8 protein-coding genes and 1 pseudogene are annotated in these 21993 nt (G+C 42.7%); 2 read left to right on the forward strand and 7 right to left on the reverse strand.

Annotation, left to right across the window (positions count from 1 at the left end):
• Positions 1–102: 102 nt before the first annotated feature.
• The 3 genes from M595_RS07605 to M595_RS07615 form a co-directional block, all read right to left on the reverse strand.
• Positions 103–3090 carry a peptidase domain-containing ABC transporter gene (locus M595_RS07605; protein ID WP_023065575.1) on the reverse strand — a complete coding sequence of 996 codons (2988 nt, stop codon included), beginning with the start codon at positions 3088–3090 and terminating at the stop codon, positions 103–105.
• Positions 3087–3839: a peptidylprolyl isomerase gene (locus tag M595_RS07610; protein WP_023065487.1), complete on the reverse strand. Its 753-nt coding sequence runs from the start codon at positions 3837–3839 to the stop codon at positions 3087–3089. Before M595_RS07610 ends, M595_RS07605 begins: the two co-directional genes overlap by 4 nt.
• Positions 3840–4225: 386 nt before the next feature.
• Positions 4226–7933: a glycosyltransferase gene (locus tag M595_RS07615; protein WP_023065550.1), complete on the reverse strand. Its 3708-nt coding sequence runs from the start codon at positions 7931–7933 to the stop codon at positions 4226–4228.
• Between the two features lie 267 nt (positions 7934–8200).
• Between M595_RS07615 and M595_RS07620 the strand changes: the two genes are divergently transcribed.
• Together M595_RS07620 and M595_RS07625 are read left to right on the forward strand one after the other, a co-directional pair.
• Positions 8201–9940: a glycosyltransferase family protein gene (locus M595_RS07620; RefSeq protein ID WP_023065533.1), complete on the forward strand. Its 1740-nt coding sequence runs from the start codon at positions 8201–8203 to the stop codon at positions 9938–9940.
• Between the two features lie 21 nt (positions 9941–9961).
• Positions 9962–10837, forward strand: a complete 876-nt coding sequence (locus tag M595_RS07625) for a hypothetical protein (RefSeq protein WP_023065576.1) — start codon at positions 9962–9964, stop codon at positions 10835–10837.
• A 155-nt stretch (positions 10838–10992) separates the two neighbouring features.
• Here the strand turns inward: M595_RS07625 and M595_RS07630 are convergent, their stop codons facing one another.
• The 4 genes and pseudogenes from M595_RS07630 to M595_RS07650 form a co-directional block, all read right to left on the reverse strand.
• Positions 10993–13143, reverse strand: a complete 2151-nt coding sequence (locus M595_RS07630; protein WP_040483750.1) for a beta strand repeat-containing protein — start codon at positions 13141–13143, stop codon at positions 10993–10995.
• A 391-nt stretch (positions 13144–13534) separates the two neighbouring features.
• Entirely contained in the window at positions 13535–14752 is a 1218-nt protein-coding gene (locus tag M595_RS07635; protein ID WP_023065570.1) for a glycosyltransferase family 4 protein, read from the reverse strand.
• A 66-nt stretch (positions 14753–14818) separates the two neighbouring features.
• Positions 14819–16402, reverse strand: a pseudogene (locus M595_RS32990) (sulfotransferase domain-containing protein).
• Positions 16403–16467: 65 nt separating this feature from the next.
• Positions 16468–21969, reverse strand: coding sequence for a glycosyltransferase (locus M595_RS07650; protein ID WP_023065579.1), 5502 nt, complete (start codon positions 21967–21969; stop codon positions 16468–16470).
• Positions 21970–21993: the final 24 nt, after the last annotated feature.

Below are 21993 nucleotides of genomic sequence, written 5' to 3' on the forward strand. Positions count from 1 at the left end.
AATCAACTCACTCCTCACCGTTGAACTCAATCCCCAAGTTGCTATTTTATCGGAGGAGATCGATCCCAAATCGTTAATTTCGCTTTTTCCATTGAAAACCTACTATTGTTGAGATTCCTGTTGTTGGAATAGACAGTAATAACGTCCTTTGAGTGCCATCAGTTCATCATGGCTGCCCTGCTCTACCACTGAACCCTGATCCATCATAATAATGCTATCGGCATTTCTAACCGTTGGTAGACGGTGGGTAATAAAAAAGACGGTTCGACCTTCAAAAGCTACTTCTAAATTTTCGGAAACCAGGCGTTCAGACTGATAATCTAAGGCACTGGTGGCTTCATCGAGAATCAGTAAGCGGGGATTTTGTAAGACAGTACGCGCGATCGCAATTCGTTGTCGTTGTCCCCCTGACAGAGATCCCCCTCGTTCTCCCACAACAGTATTGTACCCATTGGGCAAACCCATGATAAACTCGTGTGCTGCTGCAATTTTCGCCGCTCGAATAATTTCATCACTTCCGGCATCGGGATTACTCAGAGCAATATTATCTTGAACGGTACCATTAAATAACAGCGTATCTTGCAGAACCACCCCAATTTGACGACGCAGCGAATACATCTCTACTTTGGTAATATCATAGCCATCAATCTTAATCCGGCCAGACATAGGCGGATAGAGACGTTGGAGGAGTTTCATTAGGGTACTTTTACCCGAACCACTCAAGCCCACAATACCGACAAATGAGCCAGCGGGAAACTCTAAATTGACGTTTGCCACTTGTAGAGGCCCACTTTCTCCAAACCGGAAAGATACTTCTTCAAAGATGACTTCGCCATTGACTTCTGGCATGGGAATATTATTACGGTCATCGGAATCGACTTCCGGGGGAGAATCTAAGACATCTCGCAGACGTTCAACGGACATTCCCACTTCTTGGAAACTTTGCCAAACACTGACAAATCGCAGTAGTGATCCGGTGACGTTTCCGGCGATAATTCTAAAAGCAATTAAGGCCCCAATCGTTAATTTATTGTCAATGACTAAATAGGCCCCGACCCACAGCAAAGCCAGTCCCGAGAGTTTGTTGAGGAAGTTACTAATCGAACTTGAAGCCGTTTGAGTCAAGATGGTGTTGAAACTCGCACTCATAAACCGAGCATAGCGTCCTTGCCATTCCCAACGAGATTTGAGTTCAATATTTTGAGCTTTAACGGTTTGAATCCCGTTGAGGACTTCGACGAGGTAGGATTGGGAGTCGGCGTAACGTTCGGCTTTTTTCCGCAGCAACCGTCGGACAATTGGAGAGTTAATGATAATAATGCCCGCAAACAGCGGTAACGGGGCCAACGCCACAATCGCCATCGGGACGCTGAGATAGAACATCATCGCCACATAAACGACGGAAAACACGGCATCGAGGACAACCGTGAGGGCGGTTCCGGTGAGGAAGCTACGAATATTGGCCAACTCTCCAATCCGTCCCACCAAATCTCCGACTCGACGATTATCAAAATAGTTCAGGGGAAGTCGGAGTAAGTGATCAATTACTTCCGCTGAAAGTCGGACATCCAGGCGGTTAGTGGTATCAACAAACAGGTACGTTCGCAGGGCTGAAAGTAAAGCTTCAAATAAGGCTACCCCCAACATCAAAATCCCCAAAATATTCAGGGCGTCAATATTGCGCTGTCCCAAGACCTTATCAATAATGATCATGGTCATCAGGGGGTTAACCAGCCCAAACAGTTGCACAAAAAACGAAGACAGCAGCACTTCGACAAAAACGGTGCGATGCTCCATCAACGCCGGCCAGAACCACCAAAAGCTAAATTGCTCTTTTTGTTCAATTTTGGGGGGTTGCAGGAGCAAGACTTGTCCGGATTCGCCCCAAGCCTCACCAAATTGAGCCGGGCGCATCCGTTTGAGGCCTCGTTCCGGTGTGGCAATGGTGAGTTCTCGTTCGGTGATATTGTAGAGAATCGCAAAACTATCTTGCCATTCAACCATAGCCGGGGCTTTGAGACGTCCAATGGCTTTGGCGGGAACTTGCACCAATTGAGCGTTTAGACCCATCATTTGAGCCACTGCCCCACAAGCTTGTAGGCTAATGGAACCGACAGTAGTCAATTGATTTTCCAGTACCCGTTTCACCAGATCTTTACGGAAGTTAACCTTGTAAAACTTGCTCAACATATTAAAGCAAGCTAAGGGCGCGTCAATTTGTCCTGACCCCCGAACGATGGGGAAGCGTTGTGAGGAAGCGTCTTCAAGTTCCGGTTCTGGAGGCGTGGGCGGAGCGAGGGGAATATCTTGAAAAATGTCTGCTGTAGGTTTCTCCAGAGTTGGGGTTTCTCCCTCTGGCGCTTCTGGGGGTGAACTCAGGCTGGGACGAAGGCCCACTAACCGTACTCCAGAAGGCCCTTCTATTTTTAGAGAGCCAAGACCCCCTTCTAATTGCAATCGGTTTCCGGTTTCCCACTCCCCTATTTTACCGCTACTAATCAGCCAAACCCGCTCTGGATCTAACATCGCGGCTAAGTCTGAGACTCGCTTTTGACCGTTGAGGAGGTTAACCACAATGGCATCTGGCCAAACATCGAGACTAAATTCTTTGAGGTTTCCGGTTAAATTGGCTCGTTGTTGGACTTCTTGACTGAGTAACTCAAAAACTTCACTGATACTGGCATGATCGCGAAAGGCTTCCCCAAAACTAGGTTCTCGACTGACCAGTTGTAAAAATTCCTCAGCCGCGAGGGTAATACAAATCATATCGGTCGAGGCGATCGCTGTTTCGCAAGGATTTCCTCGAATTAACCCCGGCCACCCTAAGATTTCCCCGGCCCCCAAGAGTCGTAAACTCATGTGGCGTTGTGTTCTCAGGTCATACCCCAATAAACGGGCTTGTCCCTGATAAATAATCGACACTTGGGTGGGCATTTTTTCCCGTTCAAAGATGGGTTGACCGGTGCGATAACCCAATAGTTGACATTTGGGAAGTACGGCTTTGAGAGCGGATTCTGACAACCGATCAAAGGGACTGGTTTCCTCTAAAAAAGCGCGAATCTGAGTGTGAGATACGGTGGTTGTGGTCATAATACAGAAGACACTGAGGTTTGAAGGGGTTCAAGCGAACCGACTGCCGTCAGTTGTTCACGCAGCCAGGTTTCAAACAGTTCATCAATGAGACGACGACGCATAGACTCGTCTAATTGTGCCGGAATAAACTTTTCAAGACGGATAATCACCATCCATTCGGCTAATGGACGCGGCGCCCACAGTTGTCCCGGTTGACTCACCGACAGCAGTTTACTAATTGCCGGGTGCGGCTGAGACAGAGGGACTGGCCCTAACAATCCTCCAGTGCGAGATTCTGGCCCTTCAGAGTATTCGCGAGCGGCCTCGCCCAGGGATTGTTCTCCTTCTAAAACCCGAAAGTACAGTTCGTGAGCAAGTCCGGAGTTTTTTGTCCGAATCAGAGAATAAACGACATGATCTAGGTTGCTTTTGCGACTGATAAAATAGTTTTCGACCTTGTTACTCCAAGTATTTTGCTTAAATTTTTCGAGCTTTACAGGACGTTCGGCGATCGCTTGTAGATCTTCTGTGGTGAGGTTTTGGCTTTTTAGCCAGGCTTCTTGGGCTTCGCTAGAGGTGAGTTGATGTTGAGCGGCAAATTTTTCTAATGCTGCTTTCTGTTCTTCTGGGCTACATTCTATCTCGGTGATTGCACCATCAATGATCACCTCTCTGAGAAATTGAGGCATTAACTGATAACGCTTCAGCAGCGCTGGAATTTCTTCGCCTTTGATGACGGTTTCTCCGACTTTGTACACTCCTGTCATTGGACTCTCCAACGGACTTGCACTATCCCTATTCATTAAGCTGCGGGACTGCCACAGCAACCCCGAATACCATATAATACTTTCTGTCCCGATAATAGCAGACACAACCGACCCTCAGCGAGGGATTGACCCTGTAATTACCGCTCCGTCGTGGGAATTGCATCGCCCAATTGCCTGGATGCCTGCGAATTGGGCATTGATGTCTGTGAGTCTTCCCAGTCTAGTCTAAGAGTACCCTAGAGTGTCTCTACTTCTGACATCAATCTGACTGTTCCCCTAGAATTCATTAAACAGCTTGGAGTGAGTGTTTTCAGGATGGGCTGAGTTGACGTTGTTATTCAAGGGCTGTTGTTTGGTCTTGACGTTACTGGATTAACTGGAGAAGATTAGAGGTTTTTTAACACAGCTTCCAATTGTTTAACATAGCTTTGACTATCTAGAAAGGGTGGATTTTTTTGGAGATTTTGCTGAATTTTTTGGCGGTATTGTTGGCGTTGTTTGGAGTCGGTGGCGAGTGTTTGACTGAGTTGGATATAGGCGATCGCAGTTGAGCAAATCAATTCCGGAATTTCCAGTTCTCGCAATAAGGCGGCGTTTTGTCGGTGGCGAGGGGTTTGACCTTCGTAAACAACAGGTACAACTCCGGTGAGTAAGGCTTCAACCATTGAGAAGGTTTCGTGACTCGGAAATAAGTCTAAATAGATATCGACTAAACTTAGACATTTTTTCAAATTCGCCCATGAATTTAAGGGCTTAACCATCACAAACCGTTTAGGATCGATTCCTCGTTGGTTGAGATCCGATTGTACATGATGGAAAAACGGGCTAATCAGATGATTTTGGGGGTCTGAGGTTTGGGGAAGTAGGACGAGGATTGATTGAGGAACGGTGGCTAGAATTTGACTCCACATCTGTCTAAATTCTGCCGTGATTGCATTTAGTTGACCACTGACTGCAAATATAACCTTGTCTTCGGTTGCTCCCCAACTCTGGCGAGTCGGTTGTACGGTCGGACTGGGAAGTTGCTCGGGATAACTCCAACAAAATCCTGACCCTTTGAGGCTAATGACTTTCTCTCGGTAGTGTGATTGTTCGCTCTCGGCTTGGGTGAGTTCTCCGGTGAGGATGTAGTCAATGTTGCGAATGCCACTGGTGAGCGGAGTCGCTGTGCTGATTAGTTGTTTGTCCGCAAGTCGGTGCAGTGCTAGTTGAAAAATTGAGTGGGCCCCGGCGGTGACATCAGACCCGAACAGCAGGAAATCAAGGCGATCTTGACGGATGCGGGAAGCGGCTTCATGGAGAGTTTCTGAGAGTTGAATCGGGGGTGTTTTTAAGTGTTGGCATAGTTCACCCAATATACCTTTTTCTATACTAAAACTATACAGTATCAGTTCAAATTGTGTCAAGTCGATTTTTTTAAGAATAGGAATAAGGGCAAAAGTATCAGTGTTAAATCCAATTTTATCGATAACAATTCCCCAAGAAATTTTACTCGAAGGGGAGTTGGGAGATGTAAAATTATGATCAATTTTGTGTCCAGCTTGCTTTAAATAAATTTCAATAATATCTGCACGATAACTGTATAACGTTTTTAAATTCTGGGGGTAAGGAGACAGTTTCCAGGTTTCTCCTTGACTAACTTGACTATAAACAGAAGCAATATACAACCAAACCGGATTTTTTGTTTCGGTCATGAGGTTATGATAAATATAGTCGAGTAAATTGTGCATAAACTCAACAAACTGGTTGATTTCGTCTAATTCTGGACACACTCCAACTCCTGTAAATAAAAACTCCAGAAAATCTTGAAAGATATATTTAGGAATTAAAGCATTTTGATAGTGCAGAGGAAGTTGATACGCTTTTTGATAAAGCATTGCTGCTAACACGACCTGAATTCCTTTAACCTCTTGAAATCCTTGAGCAACTTGTTGAGTTAATCGTTGGACAAATATTATTTCAGAGTCTGTTTGTTGTTCTTCTAGTAAACCACAACCCATTAAAGCCCGATGAGTTTGACCCCAATCTCCTTGATAAGCTTGTTTTAATTGATCAATCGGTAAAGTCAGCCATCGGTGAGCAAGAATTTGACGAATTTGACGCAAATAAGTTTGTATCAAATAATCGACTGGATTTTGTTGATACTGTTTAATCAGGTTTTGAGTTAAGGGAAAATAGTCTGGCGTTTTAGCGACTAACTTTTGAAAAATTTGAGATTTAAACTCAGCATTCAAAAACTGATAGTCTGGATGAAACAGTATCTTTTCATATAGTCTTTGATAATCTTTGAGGTTTTGGCCGACGGAAATATTTTTTTGGGTTTGTTGTTGGGTGTGTATTCTCAAGCTAGAGAGAGTTTGATTGACAAAACCAATTTTATAATGTCCCATAATTCTAAACCATAAATCTCCATCTAAAAGTTGATGAAGATTTGCATCAAAACCCCCGACTTTTTCAAAAACAGCTTTAGGAATTAATACGGTTGTGGGTTCACCAATTTTATTGAGTTGTCCTTTTAAACAGTTAGCATCAGATAAGAGTTCTTGACCAAACTGAATGGGCTTGAGATTTGACCATTGTTGATGAAGATCTTTCCCTCCATTTAAAGCGGCTTGACAGAGAGGATTTGATTGAGAATTTTCATCAATAAAAACTCGCCGTGCAGAGAAGACTAAACCAATTTCTGAATCTTGTTCTGCTAAATAAACTAGAGTTTCAATACAGTGCGGTTCGAGGAGATCATCTTGAAATAAAAACTTGATATATTTTCCTCGTGCTTGGGAAATTGAGAAGTTTAAATTTTCTACTAAGCCATAGTTTGAATGAGGATAAATTTCAAACGGGATAGAGGTGTTTTGTTGAAATGATTGAGCAATTTCTAGGGTTTTATCGCTAGAACCATCATCAGATAGAATAATCTCTAAATGCGGATAGGTTTGAGAGAAAGCACTCTTGAGTGTTTCAGCTAGAAAGGCTTCTCCGTTGTAGGTGGGAATGATTAAACTTACGAGAGGAAATTTAGGATCACTCTGAAGGGTTGATGGTAATATTGGGTTGGTTTTAACATCTGTTTTGGGTGAGGGGGATTGAGTTTTGAGTGGGTGAGTTGTCATCAAGTTGAACAGATCAGTGCTTCCCGTTAGATCAGACAAGCTAGAATGGTCAAAGTGATAATATTGTTTAATGAGTTGAGATTTTTTTGGATCTCCCAGTAGGTTAAATAGGGTATCTAAGCCTAAGTATTGATGAGGTGAACGTTCGACTTTTAAGGCTTGTCTGGCAATTAAAAAATCAGCTAATTGAGGTTCAAGTTGTTCGCCTACATCTAGGAGATCGGGGAATATTTTGAGGAGATTTCTATACACCTCCAGACAGAAGTACCGTTTTAAAGTTTGGGAGAGTTCAAAGTTATGACGAATGATTGTTTCAGGTTTTATTCCACTAATATTAGATTGATGAACTCGATAGTTGACTAAAGCTTCTGGTAAGATATAAAGTTCATAGTTTAGACAAAATCGCACCCAAAAATCAAAGTCAGGAATTTGTCGAAAGCGAGCGTCGTAGAAGCCAATTTGCGAATAACAGTCTTTCCGAATTAGAGAGCTTGTTTGACAGAGACAGTTATCTTTACTAAAAAAGGTGTTTAGCCATTGAAAGCGAGTCCGGTTTTTCTGAATAAAAACTTTGTCGAGGAAAGAGTTAGAAGGGGGTAAATTTTTACCTTGACTGTCAATGAGCTGAGGATAACTCAAAACCGCCTGAAATTGAGGATTTTGATCTAAAAATAAAACTTGTTTTTCTAGCTTTTGTGGAACGAATACATCATCTGAATGTAGAATCGCGATCAACTCTCCTCGCGCTTGTTGAATTCCATAATTTGTGGCTACACTTTCGCCCTGATTTTGTTCAAAGCTAAAGAGTCGAATACGAGGATCGTTGTTTTCTAGAATTTTATCGACGGTTTGATCGGAAGATCCATCATTGACAATAATGATCTCAAAATATTGATAGGTTTGATTAAGAACACTATCGATAGCTTGAGAAATATAGGTGGCTTGGTTATAAGTTGGTATAACAACAGAAACTCGTGGCATGATGAGTAGAGGTAAACTTTAAATCAAAATAAAAATATTGCGTTTAGAGCTTAACAGAGATTGTTTGGGTTCGGTGTCTTCTGTTCAAGATTGATTCGATTTTTATACAGGAGTCAATAGAGCCTGTGAATTCGCAAAAAAACATTAAATTTATGATACAGTAAAAACAGTTGAGTCCGTTTGCAAGGATGAGATTGAGCTGTCCTTGTTGGATACAACGGATTAAGGATTAGATTAAACATTGAGTGTAGTCTGGCTGTTAAATTTATGAATGCAAATATAGCTAGCTCTCCAACTCCAGAAGAACAACGTTTTCATCCGTTCTCCCCCTCTTCTGATTTGCTCACCTTGTTAAGCGCCAATGCTCAAGTTATTGTGGAAGTTGGATGTCTACCGAACACAACAGCAAGTCAGTATAAGCAAATCAATCCTCACTGTTCATATATTGGAATTGTATCAAATTCTCAAGAGGCTGAAGCCTGTCTACATTTTGATCGGGTGATTGTCGGAGATTTTCAGCAGATTGAACTGAAATCTATCGGTTTAGAAGGGGGTAAGGTTGATTGTTTGGTCTATGATAATATTCTCCCCTTAACGAAAAACTCGATCCAAATTCTTCAGCATCACAGGAATTGGTTACATACTGAAGGAGAAGTAATCGCTTGTATTTATAATGTACAGTATTGGCGGAAAATTGTAAATTTGTTACAGGGAAAATGGGGAAGTTTTGACGATCAAACCCTGAGTTCACTCGAACAAACTCCCCAACCGGAATTCACCTTAGAAAAAATTCAATATTTATTTCAATCTGCGGGACTTCAAATCTGTGAAATCCAAACTCGCGGACAAAAAGATGAACAATTTCAACAGTTTTTACAACTGATGCAACCGATGATTCAAGCATTAGGTTTAGATGCGAATCGTTTTGCCACTCAAACGGCTGCCCAACGCTATTTAATCCGAGCAACTCGTTCACCTAAACCGCTGCGTCGCTTACTGATTCAAACAATTATGATGGCGCCAACGGCTTGCGATCGCGTACGGGTTTTAGAACCAGATCGGTTGACTCAAACTCAACTCGGAACTCGTGCTGTTTCTGCGGTTAAATCTTTTCCGACAGTTGCGCCCATACCGGGAGAAGAAAAGGTGATAATTTGGCAGAGAACAATTATGTCTGATCAAGATTATCTCCCCAAATTAAGACAATTCCTCCAACAAGATTATCTGATTATTGCGGAAATTGATGATAATCCACTTCGACGGCAAGAATATGCAGAAAATCGTTATTTAAGTTATCGGGGATGTCATGGTGTACAAACCTCAACCGAGGCTTTAGGGGTGTTTTTACGACAACTTAATCCTCATGTCGCTGTCTTTGCAAATCAATTGGCTTATTTACCGCCTCCGCGAGAGTATCAAACAGATGTTGTGACGATATTTTTTGGCGCATTAAATCGGGAAAAAGACTGGAAGCCAATTATTAAAACGTTAAACAAAGTTTTAGCAAAATATCAACAAAAAGTGCGAGTCAAAGTAATCCATGATCGCTTATTTTTTGATACACTCGAAACGCCGAATAAAGAATTTGAACCCTTTTGTAGTTATGAGCGGTACCAAGAGATTCTACATTCTTGTGATATTGGATTATTGCCTCTGGCTGCTACACCCGTTAATTTAATGAAATCAGATTTAAAATTTATCGAATGTGCAGGTCATGGCGTTGCTGTCTTAGCGAGTCCAACGGTTTATGAAAAATCTATTCTAGATGGAGAAACCGGACTAATTTATCGTACAATTAAACAGTTTGAAACGAAGTTAAACGAATTAATCGTTAATCATACATTTCGCCAACAACTCGCTACCAATGCCTATGAATGGGTACGAAACCATCGGTTACTCTGCCAACATTATCCCGAACGACGCCGTTGGTATCTGCAAATGCGTGATCGCTTACCAGAGTTAAATCAACAATTACGCCAAAGGGTACCGGAATTGTTTGTAGAATAAATCAATATATGGTAATAAGCAATGCGAATTCTATTTACCCTTCCCCATTTTTATCAAGCCACTGACAAGGGAAAACACGCTTCTCTCGATAAAGATCCTCGTCCGCGTATGATTGCATTAAGTATGGCGTTAACGGCGCTACGAGGGTTGTACAGTCAGTCTCAATGTACAATTGATATTGCTAAATGTGTCACACTTCCGGCTAATCAAAGCAACAGAAATCAGATTGATATTGTTATTTGTACGACTCAAGATGCCCATTTGCTGTCTCATATTCCCTTGCCTGCGGGAAGTTTTAAACATCATCAAACTCAGACAGAACCAATGTTATTAGGGTTTGAATGTCAAGCCGTTTTACGGGATTGTTTAGGTCAGTATGATTATTATTGCTATTTAGAAGATGATTTAATTTTGCATGATCCGTGGTTGTTTGTCAAGTTAGGTTGGTTCACTCATCATGCAGGAAATGGATGTTTATTGCAATTAAATCGCTATGAAGTTTCTCCCAATGGTCAAGTCGCAAAAGCTTATGTAGATGGGGATCTTTTACCTCATCTAACGGCTAAGTTTCAAAACGTCCAGGAACAACCGCAATTTGTAGGAAAAGTGATGGAACAGTCGGTGAAGTTTCAACGGGCTTTAAACCCTCATTCTGGCTGTTATTTTTTAAATGCTGAACAGATGGAATATTGGGTGAAACAACCCTATTTTTTAGATCGAGATTGTAGTTTTGTTGGGCCATTAGAAAGTGCAGCCACACTCGGAATTATGAAAACGTTTAAAATCTATAAACCCGCCCCTAGTCATGCTAACTTTCTCGAAATTCAACATTTTGGCTCTAGTTTTTTGAACTTAATTGGAAAACAAGTGAAATTTGTTAGTCTGACAGAGGATTAGGGAGATGGGGAGATGGGGAAGTGGGGAGAAAGATATGTAAGATTATTTTCCGTATTTGATATTACTTCCTGGAGATCTATAAAAAAATAATAGGATGAGCAATGCCCATCCTACTTTTAATTGAATGAAGAATTCAACAGAACTTACTGACTCGTTTAGATAAAGATAATGTCCGTCCGAGATAAGTCAGGGCCACGTCCATTTTCCAAACTAAAGCGAGCGACAGTTGTTTCTAGATCTGGGCCTAAACCATCCGGGTCATACTTCAACACACCGCCTTGGCGCTGGTAAACCAGAACTCCGGTATCAACATCTGCAACCACAGTATTAGCAGTGCTGACATTGCTTCCAGGACTATCGAGATAGATTTGAGTTGCCCCGAGTTCAATTAACTCACTGTCATTCGGGCGTCCAGTGGAATTAAACTCAAAGCCACCGTTAGTACCCGAAGCACGAGTAAAGACTAACTTATCAACACCAATGCTGAAGTCACCAATTAAGTCGGCTAACGTAGTGCCAGCTCCGGTGCTTTGGAAGACTTCTGCTTCAAACTGATAGAAGAAGGAGTCGCTGCCCTCTCCACCGATTAAGGTATCTCCAAAAGAAGGCCCATCTGCTGCGGGGTCGGAGTTGAAGCTACCTTGGAGGGTATCATCTCCATCTTGACCCACCAGAGAATCATCACCTTGTCCACCAAACAGGAAGTCATTTCCACCGCCTGCGGCGATCGTATCGTTTCCAGCTCCGATCTCGTCCAGTGCGCCCAGGTTGTCATTTGTAATTGCAACTTGTGTACCCCCACGCAGGACATCAGCCCCCGCACCGCCTCGGATACTGTCATCGCCGTTACTACCGTCAATAACGTTGTCACCTAAGGTATCAAACAGAACAAAGACTTCGCCTTCAGCCGGTTCGATGTTAAAGGCAGTAATGCTGTCGTTTCCTTCGAGGTTTGCGGAGTCTGTGAGCAGAACATCACTGGTGGAATTGAGGGTAATGGTATCGTTTCCAGAACCGCCCGCAAAGACGTTGACCAAACCGGTTGCCCCAGGAATGTCACTAATAGCGTCAGTGACTGTACCCGCTTGAAAGGCACCGCTGAGGAAGTCATCCCCCGCTCCCCCAAACAGACTGACTTCGAGTGAAGTGGTTCCTTCTCTAACGAAGCCACTTCCATCGAGGGTGTCGTTGCCGTCTCCACCATCCATGAGAGTGAACAAGCCAGACATCAGGTCATCCCCGCCACCGCCAAGCATGATATCGCTTTCAAAGGCAGCAGTTAGGGTATCACTGCCTTCTCCGCCATCGAGGGTACTTTCTCCGGCAAAACCCGGTAAACTGCTGTTGACGCCTTGAGCCGTGAGGACATCTGAGGTCATTGTCATCAGACTGTCATCCCCATCGCCCCCGAAAATGGAATCTTGGACGGCAAAACTTTGAATCGTGTCGCTACCCGCACCCCCATCAAAGATGTTGCTACCTTCACCAAATAAACCAATACCCCCTCTGAGAGAGTCGTTACCCTCGCCCCCTTCTAAAGTTGTGCGGCTGATACCGAGAGTAGACGGTGATGAGGTTGTAAAGCCAATCGCAGTCCGTTCTTCAATCCGGTTTTGAATAATGACAACATCATCACCCAAGTCACCTGCTGCAAAGGTCGTGCTTCCCACCCCAACAACAGAGTCATCACCTTGACCCCCGTAGAGGCTTTCCGACTCACCTGTACCCAAAATTGTGTCGTTACCGAGGTTTCCTGCAACGAAGTTACGACCTTGGTTAACGCCTGCAATTGCAGAGCCGATGTTAATACCAATATTACTACCACCGCCTGCGGTCGAGAACCCGATCAGGTCATCGTCTTTACCTCCGTAGATGGAGTCACCGCCTTGAACACCGCCTAAGATGGTGTCATTACCCGCGTTTCCAAACTGTAGGTTGTTAACGGATAAAGCTAAAATAAAATCTCGGTCAGCCCCACCGTAAAGGCTCGCCGTTGAACTGGCTGTTAGGGTATCACGACCATCGTCGCCAATTGCCCGAGAAACGTTTTCAACAATCAGCGAGTCATTGCCTTGACCCCCGAAAAGTGTATCGTTAGGGCCTCTACTGGTGAGGACATCATTATCTTGGTTGCCTTCAATTTGACTGCCGCCCAAAGTGGCTGAGAGAATCGTGTCATTGCCGATTCCCCCTAAAACCGTATCCGGCTTCACCGCTACTATCGAATTTTGATCCCAAAAATTAGGACCCGAGCCAAGTATTTCATCAAGTCTTGTCGGATTACCTATTTGTGGTTGTGATGTCATTGATTTTTCACTCCTCCGCAATCATGTCAATAAAACCGTTGGGACTACAGACACTGCCTGAGACACCATACTTTGTTCGGCAGTAGTTTAACCTTTCCGCCCTCAGCAAGTCTAGTCCCTGACAACCACTTCTGTCTACTGACTGTCGGTGGCTGTTTATACTGTGAGAGCTTACCCTAAATGTTTTCAAGTTTGACCTTCCTTTAATTGTCTGCTAATCATTTCTCTATAAAGTTGCGTCGGGTACCCAACTGTTGTAGACGCAGTGGGTTTGCTCAAGGTTCCAGTCTATCCGTTGTTATCCCCTCACTACCCGCTCATACTGAGAGTCTGATCTGGCTGATTGACGCCCTTGATACTTCCGGTTTCACTTATTGCGTGTTTGTGACGGTCAGGAACGATTTGCGACTTCCTGAATCAGTTGTAATTGCTGGGGAAGCAGTTTTGCTAAATCATAGCGTTCTAAAACGGTTTGGCGTGCTTTGATGCGGATTTCTGCCATCCTATCCCGGTGATCTAGGACTTCTGAGACGCGATCAGCTATCTGTTTGGGCGAGAAAAAGTCCACTAATAAACCGTTTTCTCCGTCAGTAATGACTTCTTTGACTGGGGACGTATCCGAACCGACAATTAAACAACCTGTAGACATCGACTCAATCATTGACCAGGACAGCACAAATGGCCGGGTTAAGTAAATGTGGACGTCAGAGGCTTGAATTACTTTTAAATATTGGCCGTAAGGCAATGGCCCCACAAAATGAATCCGAGATAAATCTAACGGTATTTTTTTGAGCATATGCTCTTTGTAACTGACCCCATCGGGTAAGGATTTACCATAGCAAACTCGCTCTGACCCGACAACGACTACATGGCAGTTTGGCCGACGTTCCTGGATATACGCGACTGCTTCGATAAATTCGGGAAAACCTCGATAGGGTTCCATTCCTCGGGCGACATAAGTGACCAGTTCCTCGACACCGGATAAGTCACAGTTAGGAAGGACCAGTTTTGCCCCCGGATCGGGTTTAAAGTAGCTGGTATCGACTCCATCATGGAGAACTGAGATCTTACTCTGCAATTGGGAGGGAAATTGCGATCGCTGCCAATAGGTGGGAGATATCCCCCGATCACAGGAGTACAAATCAACCAGGATCGGAGTATTTTTAATCCGAATACGGGCCATATCATCAACGGTCAGGGGATCTGCGGGATCAAAGTCCGCATCCGATCCTCGACTATGATAGAACCATTCAAAATAACATAACAGGGGTGTATCGGGAAAGGCTTCTTTTGTAAATAATGTTGGCCCCCACCCCGAATGACCACAGATAATATCGGGGACAAACCCTTTGGCTTTGAGTTGTTCGGCCATTCTAAATACCCCTTGTCCATGCAACACAGCACTTTCTAAGGCGCGAACGTATTGATGGGTTTGGGTACTGGGATCGCGAGAGGGTTTAAATAAGGCTTTACGAACTCCGGGAATTTTCCACTCTGGACGTTCGTTTTTTGTCCCAAATACAATTTGATTTTTCGGGTCAGCCCCTAATGCGGTGATAATATGGCGATATTGAGCAGGGAAGTTAGGATGTAAAAATAAGGCTCGCATGGTTCATGTAAAATGGATCTTGAATTGATACTCATTACAAATTTCAGCACAATCGATGCAAATCCCTTAAAATTCTGCGGGTGCTCGACAGATCCACACACAATCTCTCGGGATAGTTTGAGTATCTTTGAGTAGAATCTCATAGTTTAGATGAGTGAGAAACTTTTCCATAATTGAGTCAGTCATTACTGAAAATGACGTTCCATGTCTGCGTCCTAAAAGATTTTTATCCCAATCATTTAGAAATTTATTCCACCCTAATTCACTCAAAATATTGGTATGGTGAAAAAGACATAAGCGATCGCCCCGCATGAGCTGAGGAATTTGGGTTAGATAATTAAAAATATCTCGCGGCTCAATATGTACCATCGTATCGTAGCAGAAGCAGAAATCAATTGAGCCAGGGTTAATCCCCTCTAACTTTAAACCATCTAGTTTGACATAACTGACTCGTTCTTCACCTAAGCGATCGCGGGTTGTTTTCAACATCTGAGTTGAAATATCTGCACAAATCAAACTCTGACAATATTTTAACAATAATGCGGCTGTTTTTCCGCCCCCAATTCCGATTTCTAAAACGGTTTGATGGGATTGAATATAAGGCGCAATAAACTGGTTTTCAATTAAGGCTTCATATTCGGCTAGAGATTGAGCGGCACCGGCAGCTAACCCAATCCATTCATCCCCTGGATAAATATATTCAGAATCGGTACGCCAATTTTTAATATAATCATCCCAAGCCCCTTCATAATCAATTTTTGATTCGTTCATTATCGGTTGTTTAAGTTGAGTAGTAGACGAAAATAAGGAAGAAGAAGTTATTTCTGAAACTGCTCTGCTGGAGGAGACTTCTTCCTCTGATTTTAGCGGTAATTGTTCTTATGGCCAGCTAAACCCTTGACCTAGAAGTTCTACCAGTTTATCATTATCAGGTTGAAAATATTCGGTCAGGTGTTGCCGAATTTGTGGACTGACTTGTGGATAGGCACCGACATTATATTTTTGGTAATTGGGAAGTTGATAAGCGGGTAAACCCAAAAACTCAAAGACTTGATTCACACGCTCTGAACATTGGCTCAAAAAATCTTCACTTTTGAGGATTAAAAATTGTTCTCGGCTAAATAAGTTCATCCAGTTTTGTAACTGTTCACTATAAATTCCTCGGGAAAGGTACGAATAATGTTGATGGTTATAGCTATAATAATTTTCGTCAGCGAGGAGTTTTTCAAGTTCTCCCTGAAGTCGTTGGGGTTCTTGAGTAATTGCTTCTTCTAAGGATAACATTTCATAGCCCAAATTCACTTCCCAATAGTAATGAGAAATTGCTCTGTCTACAGGATTTCTCAACAAAACAATAAATTTCATGTGGGGAAAGTGTTGATAAACCCGTTCGGGAACACCAGGATGAAAAAGATAATAGGGCGTTCCTTCTCCTGTCCATAAGAGGTTACCATCTGCTGAAGTAGGAAATTGAGTGTGATACCAGTCTATTCCTTTTTGATAGTGTAAGCTAAAAAAATGAATTTCTTTTTGTACCGCAGAGATAATCTGAGGATGCTGACAGAGATAATTATAAAGGGAATTTGTTCCGCCTTTTTGAGTTCCTAAAATCATAAAATGAGGCGGTTTTAGGCGTTCATACGAATTCATATTTGACGAGTTCAAGTTGTTCTCCTTACTCTTTTTTTAGACTAATTTTTATCAAAATATCCTTCCTAAAACTTCTTCGGACGCAAGATACACAAACAAAAATCAGATTCTAAACTCCCTGGAATTTCCATTAAAATTTCTTCAAATTCTAACAACAACCGGACAATCGTTTCTCCCTTCGGTTCACCCGGTAACAGTTGAGCATGATTTAAAAGCGGATAGAGAGGATGTAAAATTCCACCCCCAAAAGGATTATAAACTTCGATGTCGAAATAATATTCAAGAAACGGTAAAATCAATTTAGAACGAACCGCTTCCGAGGGGTCAGTATTAAAGACTTGATAGATGGTTGGGTTAATAAATTCGTCGTGCAGTCCCGAACGCAATAGTTCGTTAAAACAAGCATACAAACGATTAATTAACTCGACTTTTTTGCGATTGTAAATGCAGTAGTTATCGCCGACATATTCATTGACGATAAAATATCCTTCGGGGTGTAAGGATTGATGAACAATTTCTAAAAACCGCTCAATTTCTTTGACATGATGCAATGAACCCGAACAAAACGCAATATCGTATTTCTTCCCACTATCGAGACTGAATGTATTAAAATCGTCTGTATAGAAGTTGACTTTTACTCCCGCAATTTCCGCCCGACGTTTTGCCATATCTAGGGAGGCTTCGGAGAAGTCAAACGCATCAATTGTTTTGGCAAATTTTGCTGTCGCCAGGGTGACTTCATGGTTTCCCATTCCACATCCCAAGGATAATAAATTATTAAAGCTTTTTCCAGCAAAATAATCTTCTATCAACCATCGTAACCAATATTTTTTCGTTTGACCTCCCGACATTCGCTGATGAATCGTATCCTCAATAATGGGGTTTGATATCCATTCACTCGCACTCGCCGCCGTTGGGTTTGCTTCCCAATAACTTTTGTCTTGGGCGGGTTTTGTGGGTTGTGAAACGGGTTCGGGTGTTGACAGAGGTTGAATAAATTCTGCGGGGGAAAGGGTTTGATGGGGGTGGGGATTAATAAAGTAGGCTTCCTCAAAAACTTGATAGTATTCCTTTGTCATTTCCTCGAAACTATTTAACGAGGCGAGAACATATTTTCCATTCTCAGCAAGACGTTGACGTTCAGCATCATTTTCTAACAGTTTAATCAATTTTTCGGTTAATTCTTCGGGCTTATCAGGTGTGTAAAATAAACCATTCACTCCCGGTTTTACTTGTTCAGAAATCCCAAAAACGGGGGTTGTAATAATGGGTAAATTATACGCCATTGCTTCAAGAATCACTCGCGGATAACTTTCAATGCGAGAAGTACAGACAAAAATATCTGCCGCTTGGTAATATTTTGGCGTTTCTGGTGTTTCAGGAATAATAGAAATTTTAGACTGTAAACTGGGGTTTAATTGCTTGACTAATGTCGCCAATTGTGTACTGTAAACGCTCGGGCGATCGCCAACAATAAAACAACGGATTCGGTTATAATATTCTGGGGATAATAGTGCTAAAGCTTTGACTAAATCCTGCTGACCTTTACGTTCACAAACCGTTCCAACTAACAGAATAACAATTTCTGAGTCTTTAACTTGTAGTGCTTCTCTTGCTTCTGTACGGTGCCATTGTTCAGCCACTAATTTACATCGTTCCACATCCATTCCATTGTGAATGACAGTGAAATTGTGATGACTATTTAAAGGTAAATAAACATTTCGGGTTGCATCCGCCACAAAAATGACCCGATAAGGATAACGGAAACATTCTAACGCTCGGGCGGCAATTTCTGCACCAAACCCATTAAAATAAGTTTGCCAAGCCTCACTTTCATGAACATTCCAAATAGACGGAACTCCCATTTTTTGGGCGCAGTCTATCATGAAAAAGTTTTCTAAAGTATTGGCATAAACCACATCATAACAATTGAGTTGTATTTGTTCGGCAAAATCAGTCAGGGCGAGGTCATATTGTTCCTGTTGATAGATATTAATTAAAGGATGGTCTTGCAAAATCACCGTAATGCCTTTTTCTTCATAGGCTTCTCGCAACGGCCCATCATTGACACAAAAAATAACGGGTTCTATTTTATCTTGTTCTGCCAATTGTACCGCAATTTCATATTGATGTAACGGTGCGCCCGTGTATTCTAAAGCGTTGCTACACATCAACACTCGGGGCTTAATTTCTACCGGGGGATTTTGTATATTAAACCGTCGGGGTTGAATGTGAAACCATTCGTTATCTAGGGATAAATGATGGCTGTAATAAGGGTCAATTTTATCGGCATATTTTTGACGGAAATGAGCGACTTCTTTCGGGTCATCTTTAAACCCTCTGGATGTTCCTTCTTTGTGTAATAATTCCGCTTCTGCACAATAAACACAGCGATAATTTTGTTCGGTTAAACGATAACCGTAGTCGGCATCATTATAAGCAACGGCAAAGTTTTGTTCATCAAAACCGCCCAAGTCTAAAAACAGTTGACGGGGCGTTAACAAACAAGCCGCAGTTACCGCAGAATAGTTTCGCACGACTTTAGAATAAGCTAAATATCCAAAATAATCTCGATGAGACAGTTTAAACGCATGACCTGCAAGTTTGTGGTGTAAACCGTGAATAATTCCGGCGTGTTGAATATGGTCATCGGGGAAAATTAATCGCGCCCCCACCGCCCCAACTTTTTCAAACTGAATATAACCCATCATCTGACTTAACCACTGGGAAGAAAGAATCTCGGTGTCGTTGTTTAAAAATAAAACATAGTCAGTTTGAGTGTGTTCAACTGCCCGATTATTAATCGCAGCAAAACTAAATTTACCGTGACGATTAGCGACTCTGAGAATAGAAATTTTTGGTTCAGTTTCAGCCAGAGCAATCCAATCCAAATATTCTAAAGTTTTGGGGTCGTCGCTTTCGTTATCAATAATCAGAACTTCATAGTTTTGATAGGTCGTTTTTTCTAACAACGATTTCAAACAAGCTTGTAATAAATTAAGCTGATTTTTCGTGGGAATAATAATCGTGACATCCGGCCCATTATCGGTGAATGCAGGGGAGAAAATTCCCAAACTTTGTTTAACCGCCCAATCCGGTTGATATACTTTCGCCTCTGTTTCTCGACGGTCTAAGGCTTCTTGAACTGCTAGACGACCCGCTTCAAAACTCGCGGGTTTGGCTGCCCCTGAAATAGCGGTGGAACCGGGGGCTGTTCGCCAGTGATATAAAACTAAAGGTAAATGAGCAATATGACGAGCATTTTCTGTTATTCTCAGGGCTAAATCATAATCCTGTGACCCTTCAAATCCTAACCGCATTCCGGCAACTTCTTCAAACCGTTTGCGCCGCAGAACTAACGCATGACCCATATACATATAAGATAACAGTAATTCCGGCGACCAATCGGGTTTAAATTGGGGTGCGAACCGTTTGCCTTCGGTATCTATTTTGTCGTCATCGGTATAAAGAACGTCGGTTTCGGGATGTTCGGCGAGGTAAAGGGCAATTTCTCCTAACGCATTGGGGGTGAGTTCGTCGTCGTGGTCGAGTAAGAGTATAAATTCCCCGGTTGCCAGCACAGCGGCCGAATTGGTGGCGCGACTAATATTCCCGTTTTCGGGTCTAAAAATAACTTGAATTCGCTCATCTGCTTCGGCAAATTTATTCAGAATTTCGGCAACTGTGGGGTCGGTACTGCAATCATCAGCGATGCACAATTCCCAGTTAGAATAAACTTGGTTAATTACACTTTGAATGGCTTTTTCTAAGAATTCAATTGGGGGATTATAAACGGGCATCACCACCGAAATTTTGACCAATTTTTCCGCCGAATAAGTTTGCAGTCGAGTGTTTAAATCTTCTAAACTGCGTTCAGTCCATTGGTTTGCACTTAACCAAGCCTCATAAGGGTCGATGGGTTTGGGGAGTTCAAAGCCGGAAGGGAGGAGGGCGAGGTCAGTGGTGGCCTTGCTGGTGCGGTACATCATCCGCATTTGACGAATAATGGCTGGAATTTCGTTCGGTAGGGGAATGATACGGCCCAGGCGTTGCTTGCGTTCGGCGGCCCGTTGGCGAATGGCCCCGACAAATTCTGAAACCTGTCGCATTTTGGCCGAACTTTTGGCGGCGAGTCCATAGCGCCTTACAGTCAACGGTTGACTAAAGCTGTAAGTAACGGTTTCTCCGGTTTCTAACTCGGCTTCTAATACCACCGCCCACTGACCTACAGGCACATCCATCAAAACTTCAAACCCACTATTTGCACTCCCTGGCCAGTCGGGAAAGACTTCGCCCACATCCCGACGTTGCAACCCATAGGCACATTGCATGGAACGTTCGCCACAGTTTAGGGTGAGTTGGGTGATGCGATATTCGGGATGACAACACCAACCTGCAAATAGAATTTGTCCGGGTTTTTGTTGTTCAAGAGTGGGAACATCAAGGGAGGCTTGGAGGGGGGAAACGTGTAGGGAATAGGTGGCGAATTTTTTCCATTTTCCGTTGCGAGTTTGGAGTTCTAAATTAACGTTATGATTGCCAACGAATAGCGGAATTTCAATTCTAAATCCACAATTTTTAGCGGATTCTATCCAATCAAATTGTTGGGCAACATCTAAGCGTTCAATTCCATAAACACCTGTCACGATTTCCGAACCTATTTTAGCTCGAATTCCGGTAAAATCGCGCTTTCCAGTATAAAAACACCAGCCTTCTATTTGGGTAAATGTATCACCGTTACCGACAAATTCCCATTGATTGGGTGTATCGAGGGAATAAATATATTGAGGTTTGAGTGTGCGACGAGACAAGCGTTTAAGGTCAACCCATTTTTCTCGGATTTTCCAAAGTTTAGAAGATTTAATTGCCGTAACTTCGCCTTGAGTTTGAATGAGTTCAAGTTGGGTTTGACCGAGTTCATTTTCCAGGCTATAAATTTTGTTTAGAGATTCTTGAAAACGGGCTTGAGACTCGAGTAAATTTTGCTGAAATGTTGCGGTTTGGTGTTGACGCTGACTGAGTTGAGTTTCGGCATGGGCGAGTTGAGTTTCAGTCTGAGTGAGTTGAGTTAGGGTTTCTTGGTATTGAAGTTGAATTTGTTCGAGTTGTCCTTGTGTTTTCCCAAGTTCTGTTTCTGTTACTGTTAATTTATCTGCGGCTTCTTGAAAGCGTTTTTCCCAGTTTTGGGCGTGTATTTCTGCCCCATGTAACTGATTTTGGGTTCCGACCAGTTGTTGTTGGGTTTGACCGAGTTTTTCTTCGACTGTTGTGAGTTTTTTAATCGCTTCTTGACGGGTATTTTCGGCGGTATTCGTTTTGAGTTGGGCTAGACCGAGTTCTTCTTCTGTTGTAATCAGTTTATCTAAGGTTTCTTGATAGCGAATTTCAACGCCATCAAGCTGAAGTTGGGTTTGACCCAGTTCGGTTTCGGTTGTAACTAATTTATCAACGGCTTCTTGAAATTTATCTTCCCATTGTTCAATATCAATTTGAAGCTGTTCGTTTTCTTGAGTTAATAATTTTTTGTCTTTTTCCAATAAACGAATTTGTGACCAATCTTTAAACACCCAAGTTAAAGAGGTTGATTGGTT

Source organism: Lyngbya aestuarii BL J (assembly GCF_000478195.2).
Lineage (GTDB): Bacteria > Cyanobacteriota > Cyanobacteriia > Cyanobacteriales > Microcoleaceae > Capilliphycus > Capilliphycus aestuarii.